The organism is Limnobacter sp. (assembly GCF_043511195.1).
Taxonomy (GTDB): Bacteria; Pseudomonadota; Gammaproteobacteria; order Burkholderiales; family Burkholderiaceae_B; genus Limnobacter.
Genome location: NZ_CP121330.1, coordinates 977,310 through 997,495, shown reverse-complemented (window position 1 = coordinate 997,495; position 20,186 = coordinate 977,310). Strand labels below are relative to the sequence as shown.

Below are 20,186 nucleotides of genomic sequence, written 5' to 3'. Positions count from 1 at the left end.
TGTTTTTCGTTTGATTGTAATTCAAGCCCGCCCATACACGTCATCGAAGCGCACAATGTCGTCTTCTTCCAGGTAGTCGCCGCTTTGCACCTCGATCATTACCAGGTTCAACACACCCGGGTTCACCAAGCGGTGTTTGTTGCCCGCGGGTATGTAGGTTGATTCATTCTTGCGCACCAAAAACACATTGTCGCCATTGGTGACTTCAGCCGTGCCGCTGACCACGATCCAGTGCTCGCTGCGGTGGTGGTGCATTTGCAAGCTAAGCGATGCGCCCGGCTTTACTTCAATGCGTTTGATTTTGTAGCCCGTGGAATCTTCCAGCACTGTGTAGGTGCCCCAAGGGCGGTGCACTGTGGGGTGAAAATTCACCAGCTCGCTGCCTTGCGCCTTCAAGGTTTCAACTACTCTTTTAACATCTTGGTGGCGGCTTTTGTCGGCCACCAGCAATGCGTCGGGCGTGTCTACGATCAGCAAATTCTCAACACCCAAAGTGGCTACAGCACGGTTGCCCAAGCGCACATGCGTGTTGTTGCTGTCGATTGAAATCAGCTGACCTTCGCCTTCCTTTTGAACCGTGTTGCCTTGGGTATCGGGTGTGCATTGCTCGGCCAGCGCGGCCCAACTGCCAATGTCGCTCCACTGAAAACTGGCTGCCACCACAGCCACATTGCTGGCTTTTTCCATCACAGCGTAGTCAATGCTGATGTCGGGCAGTTTCGCAAATTCGTCTTTGTTAAACGTAAACACACTGCCGCTGGCCTTGGCATTTTTACTTTCCTTCGCACCTGCCCACACGGTTTGTGCTTGGGTGGCTACGGCGGGCTCATTTTTTTCCAAAGCCTGCAACAGGTCGCTTGTGCGCAGGGCAAACATGCCACCGTTCCACACATATTGGCCGCTGGCCAAGTACTCCATGGCCACCTCCAGCTTGGGTTTTTCAACAAAACGCTGCACCGCAAATGCGCCGTTAATTTCATCTACCGGTGCGCCTTGCTGAATGTAACCAAAGCCGGTTTCAGGCGTGCTGGGTGTAATACCAAAGCAGGTTAGCCAACCCTTGCGGGCAGCTGCCACCGCCTGCTGTGCAACACGCACAAACTCGGCAACCGGGTTAATTAAATGGTCAGCAGGCAACACCAGCAACACCGGGTTCTCGCCGGGGTAACGCGCCTGTGCCCACTGTGCTGCCAAAGCAATGGCGGGTGCCGTGTTGCGGCCTTGTGGTTCCAGCAACTGGTGCAAAGCCATGATGCTGCCGCCTTCGCTTTGTAGCACGGGCATGCATTCGTCTTGCAGCAGGAATTGATAGCTTTCATTGCTCACCAGCAAAATGTCTTCTGATGTCGCAGCTTTCACCACCGCCGCGGCACGCCGCACGGTTTGCGCAATCAGGCTTTCTGCGCCCACTTTCAAAAATGGTTTCGGAAAGTTCTTGCGCGACAAAGGCCACAAGCGGGTGCCTGCGCCGCCGCACAGAATCACGGGGATAATTCGATTGCTGTTGTTCATACCTGCCTTAGTCCTTCCACGTTATTCAAAAACCAGTCGTAGGTTTTTTTCAAACCGGTTTCCAAATCAATGTTGTACTGCCAACCCAGATCTTTCAAACGATCCACGTTCATCAACTTGCGCGGCGTGCCATCGGGCTTGGTGGTGTCGAATACCAACTTACCTTCAAAACCCACCACACGTTGCATGGTCTCGGCCAGTTCGCGAATGGTGCAATCAACGCCTGTGCCCACATTGATGTGGCTTAGCATCGGCTGTGTATTCGCCTTGTAGGTTTGTTCATCCAGTAGCAACACATGCACACTGGCTGCGGCCATGTCGTCGACATATAAAAATTCGCGCATTGGCGTGCCGGTGCCCCACACCACCACCTCGGTGTCGCCACGCAATTTGGCTTCATGAAAGCGACGCATCATGGCGGGAATTACATGGCTGTTCTCGGGGTGAAAGTTGTCGTTCTCGCCGTACAAATTGGTGGGCATTACGCTGCGGTAATTGCGGCCATATTGGCGGTTGTAACTCTCGCACAATTTAATGCCTGCAATTTTTGCAACCGCGTAAGGCTCGTTGGTGCTTTCCAAGGTGCCGGTTAGCAATGCAGTTTCTGTCATGGGCTGTTCAGCCAACTTGGGGTAAATACAGCTTGAACCCAAAAACAGCAAATGCTGGCAATTGCTGGCGTGCGCGGCTTGCAGCACATTGCATTGCATCATCAGGTTCTGAAAAATAAATTCAGCCGGGTACGTGTTGTTGGCGTGTATGCCACCCACTTTGGCTGCAGCCAGCACAACGGCATCGGGCTTCTCGGCTCCAAAAAATTCATTGACCGCAGCCTGGTTGCACAGGTCAAGTTCAGCATGAGTGCGCACAACAATGTTGGTGTAACCCAAGGCATTCAGGCGGCGCACAATGGCGCTGCCCACCATGCCCCTGTGGCCTGCCACATAAATTTTTGCACCCTTGTTCATTCGCGGCTCACTGCAACGCTGTAACCGTGCTGCTTCAACAATGCATGCTGGCGTGCTGCGTTCAAATCCACTTCCACCATTTCCTGCACCATTTCCTGAAGCGTTATTTGCGGCACCCAACCCAGCTTTTCGCGCGCTTTTGTTGGGTCACCCAGCAGGGTTTCAACTTCCGCGGGGCGGAAGTAACGTGGGTCAACCTGCACCACCACATCGCCTTCTTTCAATGCAGGGGCCTTGTCGCCTTCTACCTTCACCACGATGCCTTTTTCATCCACGCCCTTGCCTTCCCAGCGCAGTGTTACACCCAACTCGCCCGCAGTCATTTCAATAAACTGACGCACGCTGTACTGCACACCGGTGGCAATTACAAAATCGTCGGGGGTTTCTTGCTGCAGCATCAGCCATTGCATTTCAACATAGTCTTTCGCGTGGCCCCAGTCGCGCAGAGAATCCATGTTGCCCATATACAGGCTCTGTTCCAGGCCAACCGCAATGTTGCTCATGCCGCGCGTAATTTTGCGGGTTACAAAGGTTTCGCCACGGCGCGGGCTTTCATGGTTAAACAAAATACCGTTGCAGGCATACATGCCATAGCTTTCGCGGTAGTTCACGGTAATCCAGTAGGCGTACATTTTTGCCACTGCATACGGGCTGCGCGGGTAAAAGGGTGTAGTTTCCTTTTGCGGAGTTTCTTGCACCAAACCATACAATTCGGAAGTACTGGCTTGGTAAAAACGGGTTTTCTTTTCAAGGCCCAAAAAGCGGATCGCCTCCAGCAGGCGCAGCGTGCCCATGGCGTCAACATCGGCCGTGTATTCAGGGGCCTCGAAGCTAACCGCCACATGGCTTTGTGCACCCAGGTTGTAAACCTCGTCGGGTTGCACTTGTTGAATAATCCGGGTCAGGTTTGAAGAATCGGTAAGATCGCCGTAGTGCAGTTTAAAGCGGGCGTTTTCTACGTGCGGGTCTTCGTAAATGTGGTCCACGCGCTGGGTGTTGAACAGCGAAGCACGGCGCTTAATGCCATGCACTTCATAGCCTTTGCTCAACAAAAATTCAGCCAGGTACGAACCATCTTGCCCGGTTACGCCGGTAATTAACGCCACTTTAGTCATTGCTAGGTGCCTTGCTTTAATTGAATTCAAAGCGAAAGCTTAAGGTGCCGGGGTAAAAGTTCCAAGCGTGCAAGACCAACTTTTAGTATGATTAATACATCGTTTTAATTAAATTTACATTTTCAATGCATTTAATCGACAAACCAAATGAGTACCCCTTGCTGAAAAATCAGCTTGACCTGGCCGCCCTGGTGCGCAGCCAACGCCTGCAAGCCGGCCCCAAGGGCGGAAAAATGACTGCCGACACCCTGGCTGAATTGGCCGGGGTTAGCCGCGACACCATTTTTCGAATTGAACGCGGGGAAGACGTTTCATTTTCAACCGCAATGGCGGTGCTTCGGGTGTTTGGGCTTGGGCTGAGCGCCGCACCTGTGCAATGGCCCACCTTGAGCAACGCACAACAACACTTTCAAACCCGGTGAGCGGCACCACACCCATTCAACTACTGCAAGTGTTCAACAGCGGCAAGCCCTGCGGTTGGTTGGGCCACGCAAGCAATGGGTTTTGGTTTCATTACAGCAGCAACAGCCCGCAGCAACAGTGGGTCAGTTTGCTGATGCCACCCAGCACCAACTTTTACCAACAGGCTGAGTTGTTTCCGGTGTTTGCACAGCACGCCAGTTTGCACGCTGACCACCTTACCCAACTGCAACAACTCAACGGCCAACAACTGGGCTCGCTCAGCTTTGCCAACCCCGACAACCCTGTGGTCAAACCACCCTTGCGAACTCCCCCGCCGCTTACACCGGGCCAGCGCGCGTTAATTGCAATTCAAGGCCGCAAGCCATTTGCAGACACCTTGGTACACCACGCTAGTTGCTGGCCGCTTATTCAAACACTTCAACACATTAAAAAACAAGCCGACCCCAATAACCGATTGCAAGGCTTGCGCTGGGCTTTGCGCGCCCAACACATTGGCGAATGGGTGCAACACCCACGCCCCGACATGGACAATTACCTTCAGCAGTTATATGGGCTCGAGGCTGTGCATGCAGTGTTGAACCTGAACCAACAACAATTCACTGCGCTGGCTGAAAACCGAACCAAATTTGTACAAGTTCTGCATGAAGTAGCACGCACCTACTGCAAAAACTTTATTGCAGAAATTGAGCTTTTACAACACCTGCAGCCCTTCATCGCGCAAGGCCAGCTACAGGCCTGCCTGGTGTACCAACAACGCCCGGCTCGGGTATCGCAACCCCTTGTATTGGGGTTTGAATATATTCCAATATAGTGGAATTTAAATAAACCGTGGAACTGCCTGAATGAAATATTCTAATACGCTGGAATTTTTACACATTAGATAGTATGATTGGAAATAATTCTAATTGAGTAGAATTTATGAAAAAAGTCAATCCAACCCCTAGCCCCAGTTCCAGCAGCCCATGCGACCCGGCATCACTTGGCCTGTTCATCAAAGCAGCCCGTACTCAACAGGGTTTAACCATTGAGCAGGCCGCTGCACTCGGTGGCGTCAGCCTTGGTACTTTTGTTGCCGCCGAAAATAAAACCGCAACCTTAAAGCTGGCCACGGTTTTCAAAATTCTGAACAGCTTGGGTGTGCAACTACGTGCCCAGCTGCAGAACACGCCAACCGGGGGTAACGATGGCTGGTTCTGAACACCAAACCCTTGGCTTGTACATGGGCCAACAGCATGTGGCCACCGTACATTTTGAGTACACGCGCATTCATCGCTTTGAATACTCCCCAGAATGGCGAGAACAAGGCTTCGCACTTTCACCGCACCTGCCGTTGCACGGCCCGGCAAGCGAAAAAGAAGCCAACCTTTTTCTACGCAACATGTTCCCTGAAGGCAACGTGTTCGACAAAGCCCTGCAGTACCTCGCCATCAGCAAAGAAAACCACTTTGCAATTCTGGGCACACTTGGCCTTGAAGCCCCGGGCTCACTGGCTTTGGCAGCAAATATTGAACAACTCCAACAACCGGCACAATTCCAGCCCCTTGATTTGTGCGAGCTAGAAAAACGACTCAACGAGAACGACAGAAACCTGGCTGTTTGGAACGGAAAAGTACGCCTGTCAGCCGCTGGCGTACAAGACAAACTTAATGTGATGAAACACCCCACACAAGGTCTGGGCTTTGCAGACGGGGCTTGGGCATCGACCCACCTGCTAAAATTTGAGTCAGCTAAAGCACCCGGCTTGGTTGTTAATGAGTTGTTTACACTTCAATTGGCCAAAGCAGTTGGCTTGCCAGTTAACCGGGCTGAAAAAATACAAATTGGCGAGCACAGTGCGTTGTTGGTTGAACGTTTTGACAGGCGTTTCAACCATGACCACACCCTGGTACAACGCAAACACACAATCGACGGTTGTCAATTGTTGAACCGCGATGCCATGCAAAAATACGAACGCCCGCTTGCCCATGGTAAACACACCCGCCACATTCGCGATGGCGTTTCTTTTCCTGAGCTATTTGCCACACAACAGTGGGCCAAACAACCCGCCAAGCACACCTTGCAACTGCTGGATTGGACAATTTTTAACCTGTTGGTGGGCAATGCCGATTGCCATGCAAAAAACCTCAGCTTTTTCGTGGATACGCAAGGTATTGAATTGAGCCCTTTCTACGATCTGGTGAATGTGCTGCTGTTCGACTTTGCTCACGACTGGGCCATGGGGCTAGGAGATGAATTTCTGGACAATGGCAACCTACCCAGCACCTACGACCTAGCCTGCTTTGCACACGCATGTGGGCTACCCGGCAAACTGGTCAGCCAGCGGTTTGCAAAGCAAATCGATATGCTTGAAACAAGCGCGAAAGGTGTTTTAGCCACGCTAACAGGCCTTAAACCGTTTGAAGAGCAACACCTGCAGCAATACCTGCAAATACTTGAAAGAAGACTAATCCAACTTAAACAGAATAGTGTTGGTATTCAAAGGGCCATTTCGGATTTGGTGCTGCGCTAAAGCCGAGCCTACAAACTGCTCCTTCCCCGCAATTGCGGGGACCTGTGAAAAAACTGCCTTCGACAGACTTTGATTGTTCAAACTTTAACAAAACTTGGTTAAGCTACGTGTTAACCCGCGCTTGCTGATCGTTGAACAGCACGGCGGTAGCGTGCCCAAAACACTCTCAACATGACCAGTCGCCAAGCCAAACTTCAAGAAGACACCTACTACCGCGTTATGCGGCTGCTGGAAGAAAACCCAGACCTTACCCAACGCGAACTGGCTGAAAAGCTGGGCGTAAGCGTGGGCGGGCTTAACTACTGCCTGAAGGCATTGACTGAAAAAGGCCTGGTGAAGATGCAAAACTTCGCCAACAGCAAGAATAAGTTTGGGTATGTATACGTGCTAACCCCAAGGGGTATTGCTGAAAAAGCGAGGCTTACTAGCGCTTTTTTGAAACGGAAAATGGAAGAGTACGAATTATTAAAGATCGAGATAGAACAACTCAATCAAGAAACAAAGCAGAATTCCAACAGCAAAGAAGGAACCACATGAAAATAGCAATTGCTGGCACTGGCTATGTGGGCCTTTCTAACGCCATGTTGCTGGCACAACACAACGAGGCGGTCGCGCTAGCCATTGTTCAAGCCAAAGTTGATTAGTTAAATCAAAAGAAGTCACCAATCGAAGATGCTGACATAGAACACTTCCTTTCCCATAAGCAAGTGAACTTCAAAGCCACTGCCAGCAAGGAAGATGCATATAAAGGAATGGAATTTGTAATTATTGCTACGCCCATTGATTACGATCCTCAAACAAATTATTTCAACACCACCAGTACTGAAGGCGTGATAACCGATGTGTTGGCCATCAACCCAAACGCCACACTTGTCATAAAGCCCACCCTGCCCGTGGGCTACACCCCGAGCCTTCGGCAACGTTTCAACACCGAAAATATTGTTTTTAGCCCCGAGTTTTTGCGAGAAGGCAAAACCCTTCACGATAACCCGTACCCCATATTGTTGTGGGAGCACGCGATCTTGAAGCAGAACAGTTCGCTGCATTGCTTCAGCAAGGGGCGGTGAAGCAAAACATACCGACACTGTTCACTGAAAGCACAGAAGCTGAAGCCATTAAATTGTTTGCCAACCCCTACTTGCCAATGCGAGTGGCCTATTTTAACGAGCTTGACACCTTCGCCTCTACCCACGGCCTGAACACCAAGCAGATTATTCAAAGTGTTTGCCTAGACCCTAGAGTGGGCGAACACTACAATAATCCGCGCCTTGGTTATGGCGGCTACAGCTTGCCAAAAGACACTAAGCAACTGCTGACCAATTACCGCGAAGTTCCACAAAACATCATCCAAGCACTAGTGGCAGCCAACACTACGAGGAAAGAATTCATTGCGCAAGAAGTTGTCCAACTGGCCGAAACCAAAGCTGCAAACAGCGGCAGAAAACCTGTGGTGGGCATTTACCGCCTAGTAATGAAGGCGGGTAGCGACAACTTCCGTGCTAGCGCCATTCAAGGCGTTATGAAACGCATCAAGGCCAAGGGCATTGATGTGATTGTGTACGAACCAACTCTGCAGGCGACCTCATTCCACCACTCCGAGTGTTGAATAACTTGCAGGTATTTGTTCAAGAAGCAGATGTGATCATTGCCAACCGATGCGCACAGGAACTAGCGAACAACCTAACAAAAATGTACACACGAGACTTGTTCGGGCATGACTGAATTGACAACCGTTGATGAAGCTTTTTCACGGATTGGCTTGCATGAATAGCTTTAGCCCCTTATCACGAATAGGGCTAAATAGGTTATGGCACAGCCGTTTTGTTCGTAATGTAGTTACCGTTGCTTCAGGTGCTTTTGGGGCGCAGGTAATAACGATGGCCTTTGCGCCATTTATTACGCGTGTTTATGGGCCTGAAGCTTTCGGACTGCTAGGTACTTTTATGGCAATAGTTACTGTTGCAATACCGATCGCAGCATTCGGATACCCAATCGCTATAGTTTTGCCAAAGGAGGACCGCGATGCGTTAGTATTGGTAAGAATATCGGTCTACTTGTCTATTTTAGTTTCATTGCTAACTGCTGCTCTAATATGGGCAGGTGGGAATTCAATTGTATCGATATTTGGTGCCCAACCCATAAGAGATTACCTGCTCATGATCCCTCTGGCGATGCTCTTCGCTAATTGGGTGCAAATTGCACAACAGTGGTTGATAAGAAAGAAAAGTTTCAGCGTGGTGGCACGGAACGCTGTGGGACATTCGTTGATCTTGAATACTGCCAAGAGCTTAGGTTACATGCACCCAAGTGCAGCCCTGCTGATCACACTTACAATTTTAAGTAACGCTCTTCATACTGCCACCCTATTTCTCAAAGCACGCAAACTACACAAGGTAGAAAGACCCGTAAAAGACCAAATACAACACACGGTATTGATGGAAATAATAATTAAATATAAAGACTTTCCTTTGTACCGTGCACCCCAGAACTTCATCAACGCCGTCTCACAAAGCTTTCCAGTATTCATGCTTGCCGCCTTATTCGGTCCAGTTGCGGCTGGCTTCTATACGTTGGCCAACATGGTCATGGGAGTACCTTCGAACCTAGTTGGTAAAGCTGTGAACGACGTGTTCTACCCAAAGATAGTTGAGGCTAATCATTGTGGTGAAAACTTACACCGTCAAATTATGAACGCAACAATTATGTTGCTCGGTATAAGTGCTGTGCCTTTCGGATTAGTCGCTCTCTTCGGCCCGTGGCTATTTGGTGCTGTATTTGGAAGCAGCTGGACTACTTCAGGCGATTATGCCCGTTGGTTGGCTTTGTTCTTTTTGTTCAACTTCATCAACAAGCCGGCCGTTGCCGCTGTGCCGGTTCTCGGTATTCAGCGTGGGCTCCTATTTTACGAACTTTTAAGCACCGGGAGTAAATTACTCGGTCTTTTTATTGGATTCTACTGGCTTAACAGTGAACTCTGGGCAATAGCCCTTTTTTCAGTTGCCGGAGCTACCGCATATATTGCAATGATCATATGGATTTTACATCGGGCGAAGTAATCAAGAATATGCAAAAACAAGTTCAAAAATCACATTATGAATTCAATAGATATCTAAACAAGCAACGATGGTCAAGTATATGGCATCAATTGGATGAAATTATCAGGTTATCCCCAAGTAGCGTGCTTGAAATAGGACCTGGACCTGGAGTGGTTAAAGCGACTGCACAAGTGTTAGGAATTCGTGTTGAAACATTGGATATCGATCAAGATCTCAATCCTGATCATATTTGTTCAGTTTTCGACATGCCATTTGAGGATGGGGATTATGACATCGTGTGTGCATTTCAGATGCTAGAACATCTTCCTTTCGAAAAGAGTATAAATGCCTTTTCGGAAATGTGCAGAGTTGCAAAAAAAACTGTGATTATTTCGCTGCCAAACTGCTCGACAAGATGGTCCATTTCGATGACTCTGCCAAAGATTGGTCCTATAAAGTTTTCAATACCTAAGCCAAGATTAAAAGCTCCTATCCATACTTTTGATGGCGAACACTACTGGGAAATAAATAAATCAGGCTATGAGTTGAACAAAGTAATGAAAGAATTTCTTAAAAACGATTCGATTGAATTAGTTAAAACGTATCGTGTATGGGAAAACCCCTATCATCATTTTTTTATTTTCAACAAAATTTGATTTAAACCAAGATAACAATTAAAACATAAAAGTAAAATGAAAATATACGAACCAGCAATCTATGTAACCGGATACAAAAGACACCTGTCATTGGAAAGACTTTTGAATTCATTAAATAAAGCAGTATACCCAAACAAGGTGAATCTAATAATATCTCTTGATGGAGGCCATACCGAAGAGGTCGACAGGTGTGCTGACTCATTTCAATTTAAAGGTGGACAGAAGACGGTAGTAAAACACAATGAAAATCTCGGACTAAGAAAGCATATTTTATGGTGCGGAGACAAGGTGCTTACCCACGAGGCGATAATTTTACTCGAGGATGATCTTGTTGTGGCCCCACTATTTTATATATTTGCCAAGCAGTGTCTTTCTTTTTATCATGGTAAAAATTTTGTAGCAGGGATATCCCTTTATGCGCAAGCCTATAACGAATATGCAAACACCCCATTTAGCCCCTTGGAGATAGAATGCGATCAGTATTTTATGCAAGTGCCCAGTTCATGGGGGCAAGCTTGGACACGGGACCAATGGGTTGATTTTAGAAAATGGTATGAAGACAACTCAAACTCAAAATCGATAAAAGATATTACCAACCTGCCAAATACTGTTAAAAAATGGCCCGAATCATCTTGGAAAAAATATTTTTCGGCATATATATCGCAATCTAATAAGTTTTTCATCTACCCTTACAGGTCATTGACAAGCAACTGTGCAGATATTGGAGGCTTTCACTCAACCAACGGACTAAAAGTATTACAAGTACCATTATATTCCAATTCAAATATAAATCATCAGTTTAAATTAGCCGACAGTATTGAGCAGTCTGCAAATTACGATGCATTTATGGAACCGATTTGTGATTTTTTATTTGAAGGTAAATTAATTGAGAAATCAGATCTGCATATTGACTTCCACAATATAAAACCAATTGATCTTTTAAAAGAGAGGAGGTACGCAATAACGCCAAAGCCAAGCGAAGGAAAAATTATTGAAATACCCCTAAAATTCAAGCCCGTCGAGATAAATTTTCAATATTATCGACAGACTGAAGAAGCCTTGGCATGCCACTTGACCGAGACAAACACCATAAGAAAGTTAACGCGCATCCGAAACTACAAATATAATTTTATGCTTATTCAATATTACGAGTCTTATATACCAGGAATAAAAAAATCACTTTATTTTGCTGCCTTTAAAATCATTGATAGATTTGTACTAGGGTTTTTAAGAGTCTTTAAATTACCCAAAGATTAAAATAAATGTAATTTTGCAAAAGCACACAAACCAATGAAGCAAATATTAGTATTGAACAACGCAAAATCATCGAATCTGACTGTTTTGATTCATACTTTTATTTTTGTAGATCTGCTGTTTTTTCCTAGGCTAATGTTTGCATTTGGAGTCCCAATATCCCTATTTATTATTCTGATAGATTTTTGCTTTCGACCTCTGCCATCGAAGCGTTTATTGATCGCTATAGGGCTGTTAGTTTTGATGCTTTGTAGTGTGCTCTATGGAGCAGCAACTGGACAGAATTTGGCTCCTGACGAAAGTCTTAAGCGTGCAATTCAGCTCTTCACGATTCTGCTTTACTCGTTCTTTCGGTTTGATACCGAAAATGTTCGACCGATTCTGGTGAAGGTCCTGCGATGTTTTTACGTTTGGACGTTTGGCACTATGCTACTTTTTTACTTGCAGCCGGGCATTTATCAGCAAGTCATGGCCATGATCTACCCTGAATCTCTAGATCAGCTTGAAAATAATTTAGATATTCTCCGTTTTGCATACTTCTTCTCAGATCCGAATTCGGCAGCATATTTAATATGCTTCACCTTTGTTGGATACTTGTCTATCGAGCGCAAATTAAACTGGGGAATCGTTTGCTCGACTATGGCAATCATGTGTATCTTGGCTACCCAATCACGCGGCGCCTACGTAGCTGCTGCTGTGATTCTTCTTTACTTTAGTAGCAGTCTGAAAGTGCCACGGTACAAGAAATTGCTAGTGATCATCAGCTCGTGTCTGGTCTTATGGACGTTAGTTTTGTTTTACAGCGAGGAGGTTAAACAAGCCTATTCAATCTTTGATGCGCGCTTCGACCAGGAGGAGGACTTAGGCGGTGGTCGCTCTAGCAAGTACAAATATTTCTTAGAGAATTTCAATTTTATGCCGATTGGATCGGGATACCATCTTCAAAAAGAAGGTGCGGAATTTCGACCGCACTCCGACCTCATACGCATTAATTTATCCTACGGGTTTTTGGCTCTTCCATTGCTCTTATATTTCGTCTTACCCCGTCGCAAGTCGCAAGTGTTATTATTCTTAGTATTCATAGCTCCTTTCTTGATCAACACTGTGATCGACGACTATCGTCTTTTAGGTACTTATCTTTTGCTTTTCGGAATACTCGGACAGGTTGATGGTCGATCTACGACAAATAAAGCAAAGCAAAAGCCAGTTAGTTAGATCGAGATAGCGATTTGAACGATGAATAACCTCAAAATTGTCGACTTTGTTGCAATATTATTGATGGACGGTCTCTGGAACAATCAGAAACGCTTACGCAAGCAAATTGCTGAGGTTAGCCACGACGGGTCTGCTATACCGCTTGAGGATGGAATACTATGAAGACGGTATTTATCGGTCATTTCTCGCCTACAACGAACTTCGGTAATCTCGCTGCGTCAGCAGCAGGAGACCAAGTGCAACGACAGATTATTAAGGAATTGCAAGATCACACATGTGGTGACACGACCAGCTACTCAATGTCTCCTATCCCAGCTTGGCCCCGTGGCGAACTGATCACCAGATCCCGGCATGAGAATGCGGTGGAGTACATCGGATATCTAAACGCTCCGGTACTGAAGCATCTGGTTTTCTCAGCCAGACTCTTGATGCGGTTGCTTCGCTCACGGCCAGCGTTATGCATTCAATATAACTCGTATTTTTTTGAGAATCTCATCCTTTTGCTGTTCCGGTTGTTTAGGCCGAAGTGCTTTCTGGCCACTATTATTCAGGATATTCACATAGATAAAGGTGTATTCCAGATTTCTCGACGTGGCTTACGCTCCCTTTCCGAGCGGCTTTCTCTAGGCTTATCGCGTTCCTTTGATCTTATCGTACCGATCAGTTCATCGATAATCACGGACTTCAAGTTCGATCCTTCACGTTGTTTTGTCTTTCAAGGTGGACTTACTGCGTTTGCAGCACAACTCATGTACGCTCGACAAGGACCGTTGGCTGACATCGGTGTATTCGCCGGCGCCCTTGAGCCCCACAACGGCATTGATCGTTTAATTAATCAATGGCTGACCTGTGGGATCGAGCACACATTGCACGTATTTGGTCGAGGCTCGCTCAAAAATCATGTAGAACAGGCAGCGAAGTGCTCGGACAAAATCGTTTTTCACGGATTGCAGCCTGAAGAAATCATCTTGCAATGGCAACTCAAAGCACGATGGAATTTCTGTCTGCGTTACAGCGAAGGGCTTAAACAAGAATATTTTTTTCCATCGAAACTGTTCAACGTCGTGTGCGCTCCGGGCTCGGTCGTCGGAAACGATTTTTATGCGCTTCCGTCCTCTTTGCGCGAGCACATGGGAATTGTTTCGGATGATCTTTCAGATTTGTCCAATGTGCTTACCCACGAGAAGAAGATTTCATCATTAGCAAGGCTTGAACAGCGTCGAGAAATTGTGAAATCCAAGCATAACTGGCGGTCATGCATTGACCAAATAGTAAAGATAGCCACCTTCACCAACCAAGAAATACACTAATTAGAACAATTGTTTCAGCGATAAAACTTAAAAGCTTATTCAAAAATATCGAAAATAAATATTTAAATTCAATGATGAATGTACTTTGTGTTTCCGACTATTTCCTCCCTGGCTTCAAAGGTGGCGGACCGATCACCACGCTTGCTAACATGCGTAAGCAGATTGCCAGTGAAGTTGCCCTTTCGATTTTCACCCGAGATCGAGATATTGGCGCTTCAGAGCCATATCCGCATATTGAGACGAACTGTTGGATGGAAACACCAGATGGAGCAGTTTTCTACGCAACACCTGATGCTTTTGGCCCCAGTGGCCTACGAATGGCGCTCGAAAAACGGCCGGCTCATCTTTTATATCTCAACAGTTTCTTTAGTCCAAGATCTTCTATACTTCCCCAACTATTACGGTCTTGGATCGCACCCGATCTACCCATTCTGATTGCCCCAAGGGGGGAATTCTCGTCTGGTGCACTTTCTGTAAAGGCAGCTAAGAAACGGATATTTATCTGGTTCGCTCGAATGTTTGGTCTTTATCGGGTCGTCCACTGGCACGCATCAACAGACTTAGAATCACGTGACATTCTTCGGCAGTTTCCGGGTTCTGAGTTGCGTATCCATATTGCGCCAGATCCAGTTGTTGCAGATTCTCTCAGGGAGTTTCCCAGTGGAATTGGTAAGCAAGCCAATAAACTAAATGCAATTTTTATCTCGAGGATCTCTCCTATAAAGAATCTTGATAGGTTGTTAGAACTATTGAGCGACGTGCATGCGATAGTAGATCTCGACATATTCGGCCCGATCGAAGACAAATACTATTGGCAGAAATGTGAAACGATAGTAAGTAGTCGGCCTTGCAAAATGTTCGAAACCCGCATGATTTCTGGTGTTTTGCATGTCTGAGTGGGTTGCGAATCCCCCAGAAAGTAAAATATGGGTATTAGAAATCTGAGGGATTTTGTCCCTTTATGTTGATGGCCACTGACGATTTTTTCCGCTCCCGTTTGGATCAGATGATTGACCTTCGTCACCCGTTGGCGGTGTTGTCGCAGAAGATGCCCTGGGATGGGTTGGAAGAGTCTTTGAGGCCGGTGTTTGAACATCGTGACCGTAAAGGTCGTCAGTTTTTCACAGACGACATGTTTGGCCAGAATCTACAGATAGCAGGTGCGGGGGTGAGCAACGCCGGACGCCCTCGGTTGCCAATCCGGTTGATGGTGTCATTGCTGTATTTGAAACACGCCTATGATGTCAGTGACCGGGAGTTGGTGGTGCGCTGGACCGAGAATGTGCAGTGGCAGTATTTCAGCGGCATGGAGTATTACCAGACCAAGTTTCCATGTGATCCGGCCCAGATCACCCGGTTTCGCCAAATGCTTGGAGAGGCTGGGGTTGAAGAGTTGTTCAAGGCGACCATTGATGCAGCGGTGAAGATGAAAGCCATTCGCCCAAGCGAGTTTGAACGAGTCATTGTCGACAGCACTGTGGTTGAGAAGGCAGTGGCCTATCCGACTGACAGCAGGCTGTTGGAAATCGCCCGGTACCAGTTGATCAAGAACGCCAAACACGTTGGAATCAAATTCAAGCAGACCTTTGCCATGGAAGGCAAACAACTGAAACGCAAAGCAGCCGGTTATGCCCATGCCAAACAATTCAGACGCCTGAGGCGAACATTGAAACGTCAGCGAACCGTTGTGGGCATTGTGATTCGGGAAGTACAGCGCAAGCTCAAAGTCCTGAATCTGGAAAGCTCAGCGGCACTGGAAAGAATGAACACCTTGCTTGAACGAGCGCAGCGCCTTGTGAATCAGAAACCGAAAGACAAGAACAAGCTGTACGCTTTACATGCCCCTGAAGTAGAGTGCATTGGAAAGGGCAAGGCCCGACAGCCCTATGAGTTTGGGGTCAAAGCTGGCTTTGCAGTGACTCACAAGAGGGGTTTGATTGTTGGTGCGAGAACATTTCCTGGCAACCCTTTCGATGGTCACACGCTGGCAGAACAACTAGAACAAGCCAGGATTCTCACCGAAGAGCACAACACACCGATCAAGCAGGTGTACGTGGATTTGGGTTACCGTGGGGTGGATTATGCAAATCCAGATGTGGAAATCATCCACCGAGGCAAATACAAATCGATGATCAAAGCGGACAGAAAGAGACTGAGACGCAGGCAGGCCATTGAACCGACGATCGGGCACTTGAAAGCGGATCACGGAATGCGAAGAACGTGGCTCAAAGGGGCATCTGGTGATGCACTGCATGTGGTGCTGTGTGCGGCAGGCTTTAACCTGAAGTGGCTGATGAGGGCGATTGCCCTTTATTTACCCTTATTTGCGGTGATGGCTTGGATGAAAAACATCATGCAAACCGTGAAAAATGAGCAATCCAGCCGTTTCGGGCTGGATCAAGCGAGACTGGTAACAGTTGAAAACTGAATTTCGCAATACCGACTAAGTACTTTGCCGGATAATATAGAGGTGCAATATCGTGGGCCAATAGCGCCAGACGAGATTTCGAACACTTTCGCGCGATACGACCTCTTCATTTTCCCCACCCAAGGTGAGAATTTTGGACATGTCATCTTTGAGGCCCTTCGCGCCGGAACGCCAGTCCTACTCAGCGATAGAACCCCATGGCATCCTGACGATGCGGGTGCCGTTAAAACATTATCTCTTGATAACGTTAAGAGCTGGCGTATGGCGATTGAACATGCAGCAGTACGTACACCTCAAGAGCAGGAAAATCTCCGCCTAGCCGCACATGATTATGCTTCGCGTTATCTTGACGGAGATACCTCGCTAACGGCGAATCTTAGAATGTTCCAGTCTTTTACGATTCTTTCTGAAATGTAGAGTAGTTTTTTTTGACCCTGAAGGGCCTAACTTATGTTCACTGAGAAGAAGCTTCTTATCACCGGCGGCACCGGCTCATTCGGCAACGCTGTACTTCGTCGTTTTTTAGAATCCGATCTGTCGGAGATTCGCATCATCAGTCGCGATGAAAAGAAACAAGACGACATGCGCAAGAAGTACAACAGCCCCAAGCTGAAGTTTTATATTGGGGATGTACGCGATTACCAATCCGTACTTACTGCGGTTCGGGGTGTAGATTTCATTTATCACGCAGCAGCGCTTAAGCAGGTTCCATCTTGCGAATTTCATCCAATAGAAGCGGTTAAAACCAACGTGCTGGGCACCGAAAACGTGCTTGAGGCCTCCATCAGCTGCGGCGTTAAACGTGTTGTGGTATTAAGTACTGACAAAGCGGTTTACCCCATCAACGCCATGGGGATTAGCAAAGCAATGATGGAAAAGGTTGCCGTGGCCAAGTCGCGCAGCAGCAATAATACTGTAATCAACGTGACCCGCTATGGCAATGTGATGTGCTCGCGTGGTTCGGTTATTCCGTTGTTTACAAATCAAATTCGTGCCGAACAGCCAATTACTATTACCGATCCAAACATGACACGCTTCATGATGACGCTAGACGACGCGGTCGATTTGGTGTTGTTTGCTTTCGAACATGGACAGCCTGGTGAAATTTTTGTGAAAAAAGCCCCCGCCGCCACAATTGAAGTGCTTGCACAGGCACTAACCAGTTTATTGGGTGCGCCCAAGCACCCGATCAATGTAATTGGTACACGCCATGGTGAAAAGCTGTTTGAAGCCTTGCTAAGTCGGGAGGAAATGGTTGCCGCCCAAGATCTGGGGCAATACTACCGCGTGCCTCCCGATTTGCGCGATTTGAACTATGGTAAGTACGTTGAACAGGGCGAGGTAAGAATTTCCGAGGCCGTAGAATACAATTCACACAACACAACACGGCTTGATATCGAAGGCATGAAAACCCTGTTAATGAAACTGCGCTTCATGCAAGCCACAGTGCGAGGTGAACACGCCGAGCCGGAGGAGTAAAAGGAATGACCCAAACCACCCGCCGCATATTAATAACCGGTGCAAACGGGTTTATCGGTAAAAACCTATTGGTACGGCTCGGTGAACTACCTGGGTACGCCGTTAGTAGTTTTGTGCGTGGCGACAATCCAGAAGCCTTGCCAGAGCTAGTAGCGCAGGCAGATGCAGTGGTGCATTTGGCAGGGGAAAACCGCCCAACGGATATAAGCGCATTTGCCACGGTTAATGCAAGGTTAACTGAAGCGCTGTGCGCAGCTATAGCACAGTCAATTAAAACCACCGGGCGACGCATTCCATTCATTTTGGCGTCATCTACGCAGGCAGAACTGGACAACCCGTACGGCCATAGCAAGCTTGCTGCCGAGGAAGCAGTCCATAAATTAGTGGCAGCCACAGGTAATCCTGCTGTTATATTCCGCTTGCCGGGTGTGTTCGGTAAATGGTGCAAGCCCAATTACAACTCTGTTGTGGCGACCTTCTGCTACAACATTGCACGTAGTTTGCCAATTCAAATCAACGATCCTTCAGCCCGCTTAAAACTGGCGTACATAGACGACGTAGTTACGGCGCTTATAAATGCAATTGAATCGCCATGCACAGGGCTTTCAATAGGCGCGGTGAAACCAGAATATGAATGCACCCTCGGTGAATTGGCTGAGCAGATAAAGGCCTTTGAAAACTACCGCACTACATTGCTCACCGAGCGGGTTGGTAACGGATTTGTTCGGGCGCTTTACGCAACCTATGTAAGCTATCTGCCTAACGAAAAATTTTCCTACCCAGTGCCGCAACATGCCGACCCCCGTGGGGTGTTTGTAGAAATGCTTAAAACTCCAGACAGTGGCCAGTTTAGTTATTTCACGGCACACCCCGGCATTACCAGGGGTGGTCACTACCACCATTCAAAAACTGAAAAATTTTTGGTGATTAAAGGTCAGGCTTTGTTCAAATTCCGCCATTTGATCACCAATGAAACAGTCGAGCTGCTGACAAGCGGAGACCAACCGCAGGTGGTAGACACAATTCCAGGCTGGGCGCACGACATTACGAATGTTGGCAGCGACGAGATGATCGTGATGCTGTGGGCCAACGAGAACTTTGATCGAGAGCGACCCGACACGGTTGCCAGTAAGGTTTAACAAAATGAAAAAACTCAAAGTGATGTCTGTAGTGGGCACACGGCCTGAAATAATTCGCCTTTCTCGTGTGTTGGCAGCACTCGACCAACACTGCGAACACGTGTTGGTCCATACGGGCCAGAATTACGATTACGAACTAAACCAGATTTTTTTCGACGACTTGCGTGTACGCAAGCCTGATTATTTCTTGAACAGCGCAGAAGGTAGCACTGGTGCGGCAAACACGATTGGTAACCTGATTACCTCGGTTGACAAAGTGTTAGGCGAAGTGTTGCCCGATGCCATGCTAGTACTGGGCGACACCAACAGTTGCTTGTCAGTAATACCTGCCAAACGGCGTAAGGTGCCAATTTTCCACATGGAAGCGGGCAACCGCTGTTTTGATCAACGGGTACCCGAGGAAACAAACCGCCGCATTGTAGACCACACGGCGGACATTAACTTAACCTACAGCACCATTGCCCGCGACTACCTTTTGCGCGAGGGGCTACCGCCCGACCAAATCATAAAAACCGGCAGCCCGATGTTTGAAGTGCTGCACCACTACCTGCCACAAATAAAGGCTTCTGATGCGTTAAACAGATTGGGCCTTAAGGCTGAGAACTACTTCGTAGTGAGTGCTCACCGGGAAGAAAATATAGAATCAGACACGTCGTTCACCAAGCTAGTTGAGGTGCTCAATTCAGTTGCAGAGCAGTACGTAATGCCGGTGTTGGTGTCAACACACCCCCGTACCCAAAAGCGTGTTGACACAACAGGCGCGCAATTTCACCCGCTGGTACGGTTGATGAAACCACTGGGTTTTCACGACTATGTTAGCCTGCAAATGCAAGCCAAGGCTGTGCTTTCAGACAGCGGAACCATCAACGAGGAATCGTCAATTCTTAACTTCCCGGCATTGAACCTTCGTGAAGCCCATGAACGCCCAGAGGGCATGGAAGAAGCTGCAGTGATGATGGTCGGTTTGGAGGTAGAGCGCGTACAACAAGGTTTGGCTATTTTGGAAACTCAACCGCGTGGCGATAAGCGCTTGCTACAACTTGTTAGCGACTACAGTGCACCCAATGTAAGCGACAAAGTTGTTCGCATTATTCACAGCTACACCGACTACGTAAACCGCGTAGTTTGGAAAAAGTACTGAAC

General features: G+C 47.6%; 21 protein-coding genes. 18 read left to right on the top strand and 3 right to left on the bottom strand.

What is annotated here, in order from left to right; all coding sequences use genetic code 11:
* Positions 1–21 precede the first annotated feature (21 nt).
* Genes P0D43_RS04795 through gmd form a run of 3 tightly spaced genes read right to left on the bottom strand, consistent with a single transcriptional unit; the run spans position 22 to position 3,595 of the window.
* Entirely contained in the window at positions 22–1,512 is a 1,491-nt protein-coding gene (locus P0D43_RS04795) for a mannose-1-phosphate guanylyltransferase/mannose-6-phosphate isomerase (RefSeq protein WP_394673394.1), read from the bottom strand.
* Positions 1,509–2,480 (bottom strand): GDP-L-fucose synthase family protein, encoded by a 972-nt coding sequence (locus P0D43_RS04790; RefSeq protein ID WP_394673393.1) that lies wholly within the window; start codon positions 2,478–2,480, stop codon positions 1,509–1,511. The genes P0D43_RS04795 and P0D43_RS04790 overlap by 4 nt, the downstream gene beginning before the upstream one ends.
* Positions 2,477–3,595, bottom strand: a complete 1,119-nt coding sequence (gmd, locus tag P0D43_RS04785) for a GDP-mannose 4,6-dehydratase (RefSeq protein WP_394673392.1) — start codon at positions 3,593–3,595, stop codon at positions 2,477–2,479. The genes P0D43_RS04790 and gmd overlap by 4 nt, the downstream gene beginning before the upstream one ends.
* A gap of 125 nt (positions 3,596–3,720) precedes the next feature.
* Between gmd and P0D43_RS04780 the strand changes: the two genes are divergently transcribed.
* The 18 genes from P0D43_RS04780 to wecB all read left to right on the top strand — a co-directional run bounded on the left by P0D43_RS04780 (position 3,721) and on the right by wecB (position 20,184).
* Positions 3,721–4,017, top strand: coding sequence for a helix-turn-helix transcriptional regulator (locus P0D43_RS04780; protein ID WP_394673391.1), 297 nt, complete (start codon positions 3,721–3,723; stop codon positions 4,015–4,017).
* Positions 3,972–4,829: a hypothetical protein gene (locus tag P0D43_RS04775; RefSeq protein WP_394673390.1), complete on the top strand. Its 858-nt coding sequence runs from the start codon at positions 3,972–3,974 to the stop codon at positions 4,827–4,829. The genes P0D43_RS04780 and P0D43_RS04775 overlap by 46 nt, the downstream gene beginning before the upstream one ends.
* A 107-nt stretch (positions 4,830–4,936) precedes the next feature.
* Complete coding sequence (locus tag P0D43_RS04770; protein ID WP_394673389.1) at positions 4,937–5,215, top strand: helix-turn-helix domain-containing protein; 279 nt, start codon at positions 4,937–4,939, stop codon at positions 5,213–5,215.
* Complete coding sequence (locus P0D43_RS04765; protein WP_394673388.1) at positions 5,202–6,527, top strand: HipA domain-containing protein; 1,326 nt, start codon at positions 5,202–5,204, stop codon at positions 6,525–6,527. Before P0D43_RS04770 ends, P0D43_RS04765 begins: the two co-directional genes overlap by 14 nt.
* A gap of 171 nt (positions 6,528–6,698) precedes the next feature.
* The gene (locus P0D43_RS04760) at positions 6,699–7,064 is read left to right on the top strand and encodes a MarR family EPS-associated transcriptional regulator (protein WP_394673387.1); all 366 of its coding nucleotides are present in this window, start codon (positions 6,699–6,701) and stop codon (positions 7,062–7,064) included.
* 128 nt (positions 7,065–7,192) lie between these two features.
* The gene (locus tag P0D43_RS04755; RefSeq protein WP_394673708.1) at positions 7,193–7,594 is read left to right on the top strand and encodes a hypothetical protein; all 402 of its coding nucleotides are present in this window, start codon (positions 7,193–7,195) and stop codon (positions 7,592–7,594) included.
* 53 nt (positions 7,595–7,647) lie between these two features.
* Positions 7,648–8,133 carry a hypothetical protein gene (locus P0D43_RS04750; protein WP_394673386.1) on the top strand — a complete coding sequence of 162 codons (486 nt, stop codon included), beginning with the start codon at positions 7,648–7,650 and terminating at the stop codon, positions 8,131–8,133.
* Between the two features lie 157 nt (positions 8,134–8,290).
* Entirely contained in the window at positions 8,291–9,583 is a 1,293-nt protein-coding gene (locus P0D43_RS04745; RefSeq protein ID WP_394673385.1) for a lipopolysaccharide biosynthesis protein, read from the top strand.
* On the top strand, positions 9,559–10,218 hold the full coding sequence (locus P0D43_RS04740) for a class I SAM-dependent methyltransferase (RefSeq protein ID WP_394673384.1): 660 nt from the start codon (positions 9,559–9,561) through the stop codon (positions 10,216–10,218). Before P0D43_RS04745 ends, P0D43_RS04740 begins: the two co-directional genes overlap by 25 nt.
* Before the next feature lie 102 nt (positions 10,219–10,320).
* Complete coding sequence (locus P0D43_RS04735) at positions 10,321–11,475, top strand: hypothetical protein (protein ID WP_394673383.1); 1,155 nt, start codon at positions 10,321–10,323, stop codon at positions 11,473–11,475.
* 33 nt (positions 11,476–11,508) lie between these two features.
* Positions 11,509–12,687, top strand: a complete 1,179-nt coding sequence (locus tag P0D43_RS04730; RefSeq protein ID WP_394673382.1) for an O-antigen ligase family protein — start codon at positions 11,509–11,511, stop codon at positions 12,685–12,687.
* Positions 12,688–12,845: 158 nt separating this feature from the next.
* Complete coding sequence (locus tag P0D43_RS04725; RefSeq protein ID WP_394673381.1) at positions 12,846–13,997, top strand: hypothetical protein; 1,152 nt, start codon at positions 12,846–12,848, stop codon at positions 13,995–13,997.
* A 71-nt stretch (positions 13,998–14,068) separates the two neighbouring features.
* Positions 14,069–14,893: a hypothetical protein gene (locus tag P0D43_RS04720; RefSeq protein WP_394673380.1), complete on the top strand. Its 825-nt coding sequence runs from the start codon at positions 14,069–14,071 to the stop codon at positions 14,891–14,893.
* Positions 14,894–14,958: 65 nt separating this feature from the next.
* On the top strand, positions 14,959–16,425 hold the full coding sequence (locus P0D43_RS04715) for an IS5 family transposase (protein ID WP_394672609.1): 1,467 nt from the start codon (positions 14,959–14,961) through the stop codon (positions 16,423–16,425).
* A 42-nt stretch (positions 16,426–16,467) separates the two neighbouring features.
* The gene (locus tag P0D43_RS04710; RefSeq protein WP_394673379.1) at positions 16,468–16,842 is read left to right on the top strand and encodes a glycosyltransferase; all 375 of its coding nucleotides are present in this window, start codon (positions 16,468–16,470) and stop codon (positions 16,840–16,842) included.
* A gap of 33 nt (positions 16,843–16,875) precedes the next feature.
* Positions 16,876–17,904: a polysaccharide biosynthesis protein gene (locus P0D43_RS04705; protein WP_394673378.1), complete on the top strand. Its 1,029-nt coding sequence runs from the start codon at positions 16,876–16,878 to the stop codon at positions 17,902–17,904.
* Between the two features lie 5 nt (positions 17,905–17,909).
* A complete protein-coding gene (locus tag P0D43_RS04700; RefSeq protein WP_394673377.1) occupies positions 17,910–19,043 on the top strand; it encodes an NAD-dependent epimerase/dehydratase family protein in 1,134 nt (377 codons plus the stop codon).
* Between the two features lie 4 nt (positions 19,044–19,047).
* Positions 19,048–20,184 carry a non-hydrolyzing UDP-N-acetylglucosamine 2-epimerase gene (gene wecB, locus P0D43_RS04695; RefSeq protein ID WP_394673376.1) on the top strand — a complete coding sequence of 379 codons (1,137 nt, stop codon included), beginning with the start codon at positions 19,048–19,050 and terminating at the stop codon, positions 20,182–20,184.
* Positions 20,185–20,186: the final 2 nt, after the last annotated feature.

What these genes read in the sequence shown, in the direction of transcription:
- P0D43_RS04795 (WP_394673394.1), bottom strand. Translation starts at nt 1,512, where the DNA reads ATGAACAACAGCAATCGAATTATCCCCGTGATTCTGTGCGGCGGCGCA.
- P0D43_RS04790 (WP_394673393.1), bottom strand. Translation starts at nt 2,480, where the DNA reads ATGAACAAGGGTGCAAAAATTTATGTGGCAGGCCACAGGGGCATGGTG.
- gmd (WP_394673392.1), bottom strand. Translation starts at nt 3,595, where the DNA reads ATGACTAAAGTGGCGTTAATTACCGGCGTAACCGGGCAAGATGGTTCG.
- P0D43_RS04780 (WP_394673391.1), top strand. Translation starts at nt 3,721, where the DNA reads ATGCATTTAATCGACAAACCAAATGAGTACCCCTTGCTGAAAAATCAG.
- P0D43_RS04775 (WP_394673390.1), top strand. Translation starts at nt 3,972, where the DNA reads ATGGCCCACCTTGAGCAACGCACAACAACACTTTCAAACCCGGTGAGC.
- P0D43_RS04770 (WP_394673389.1), top strand. Translation starts at nt 4,937, where the DNA reads ATGAAAAAAGTCAATCCAACCCCTAGCCCCAGTTCCAGCAGCCCATGC.
- P0D43_RS04765 (WP_394673388.1), top strand. Translation starts at nt 5,202, where the DNA reads ATGGCTGGTTCTGAACACCAAACCCTTGGCTTGTACATGGGCCAACAG.
- P0D43_RS04760 (WP_394673387.1), top strand. Translation starts at nt 6,699, where the DNA reads ATGACCAGTCGCCAAGCCAAACTTCAAGAAGACACCTACTACCGCGTT.
- P0D43_RS04745 (WP_394673385.1), top strand. Translation starts at nt 8,291, where the DNA reads ATGAATAGCTTTAGCCCCTTATCACGAATAGGGCTAAATAGGTTATGG.
- P0D43_RS04740 (WP_394673384.1), top strand. Translation starts at nt 9,559, where the DNA reads ATGGATTTTACATCGGGCGAAGTAATCAAGAATATGCAAAAACAAGTT.
- P0D43_RS04730 (WP_394673382.1), top strand. Translation starts at nt 11,509, where the DNA reads ATGAAGCAAATATTAGTATTGAACAACGCAAAATCATCGAATCTGACT.
- P0D43_RS04725 (WP_394673381.1), top strand. Translation starts at nt 12,846, where the DNA reads ATGAAGACGGTATTTATCGGTCATTTCTCGCCTACAACGAACTTCGGT.
- P0D43_RS04720 (WP_394673380.1), top strand. Translation starts at nt 14,069, where the DNA reads ATGATGAATGTACTTTGTGTTTCCGACTATTTCCTCCCTGGCTTCAAA.
- P0D43_RS04715 (WP_394672609.1), top strand. Translation starts at nt 14,959, where the DNA reads ATGTTGATGGCCACTGACGATTTTTTCCGCTCCCGTTTGGATCAGATG.
- P0D43_RS04705 (WP_394673378.1), top strand. Translation starts at nt 16,876, where the DNA reads ATGTTCACTGAGAAGAAGCTTCTTATCACCGGCGGCACCGGCTCATTC.
- P0D43_RS04700 (WP_394673377.1), top strand. Translation starts at nt 17,910, where the DNA reads ATGACCCAAACCACCCGCCGCATATTAATAACCGGTGCAAACGGGTTT.
- wecB (WP_394673376.1), top strand. Translation starts at nt 19,048, where the DNA reads ATGAAAAAACTCAAAGTGATGTCTGTAGTGGGCACACGGCCTGAAATA.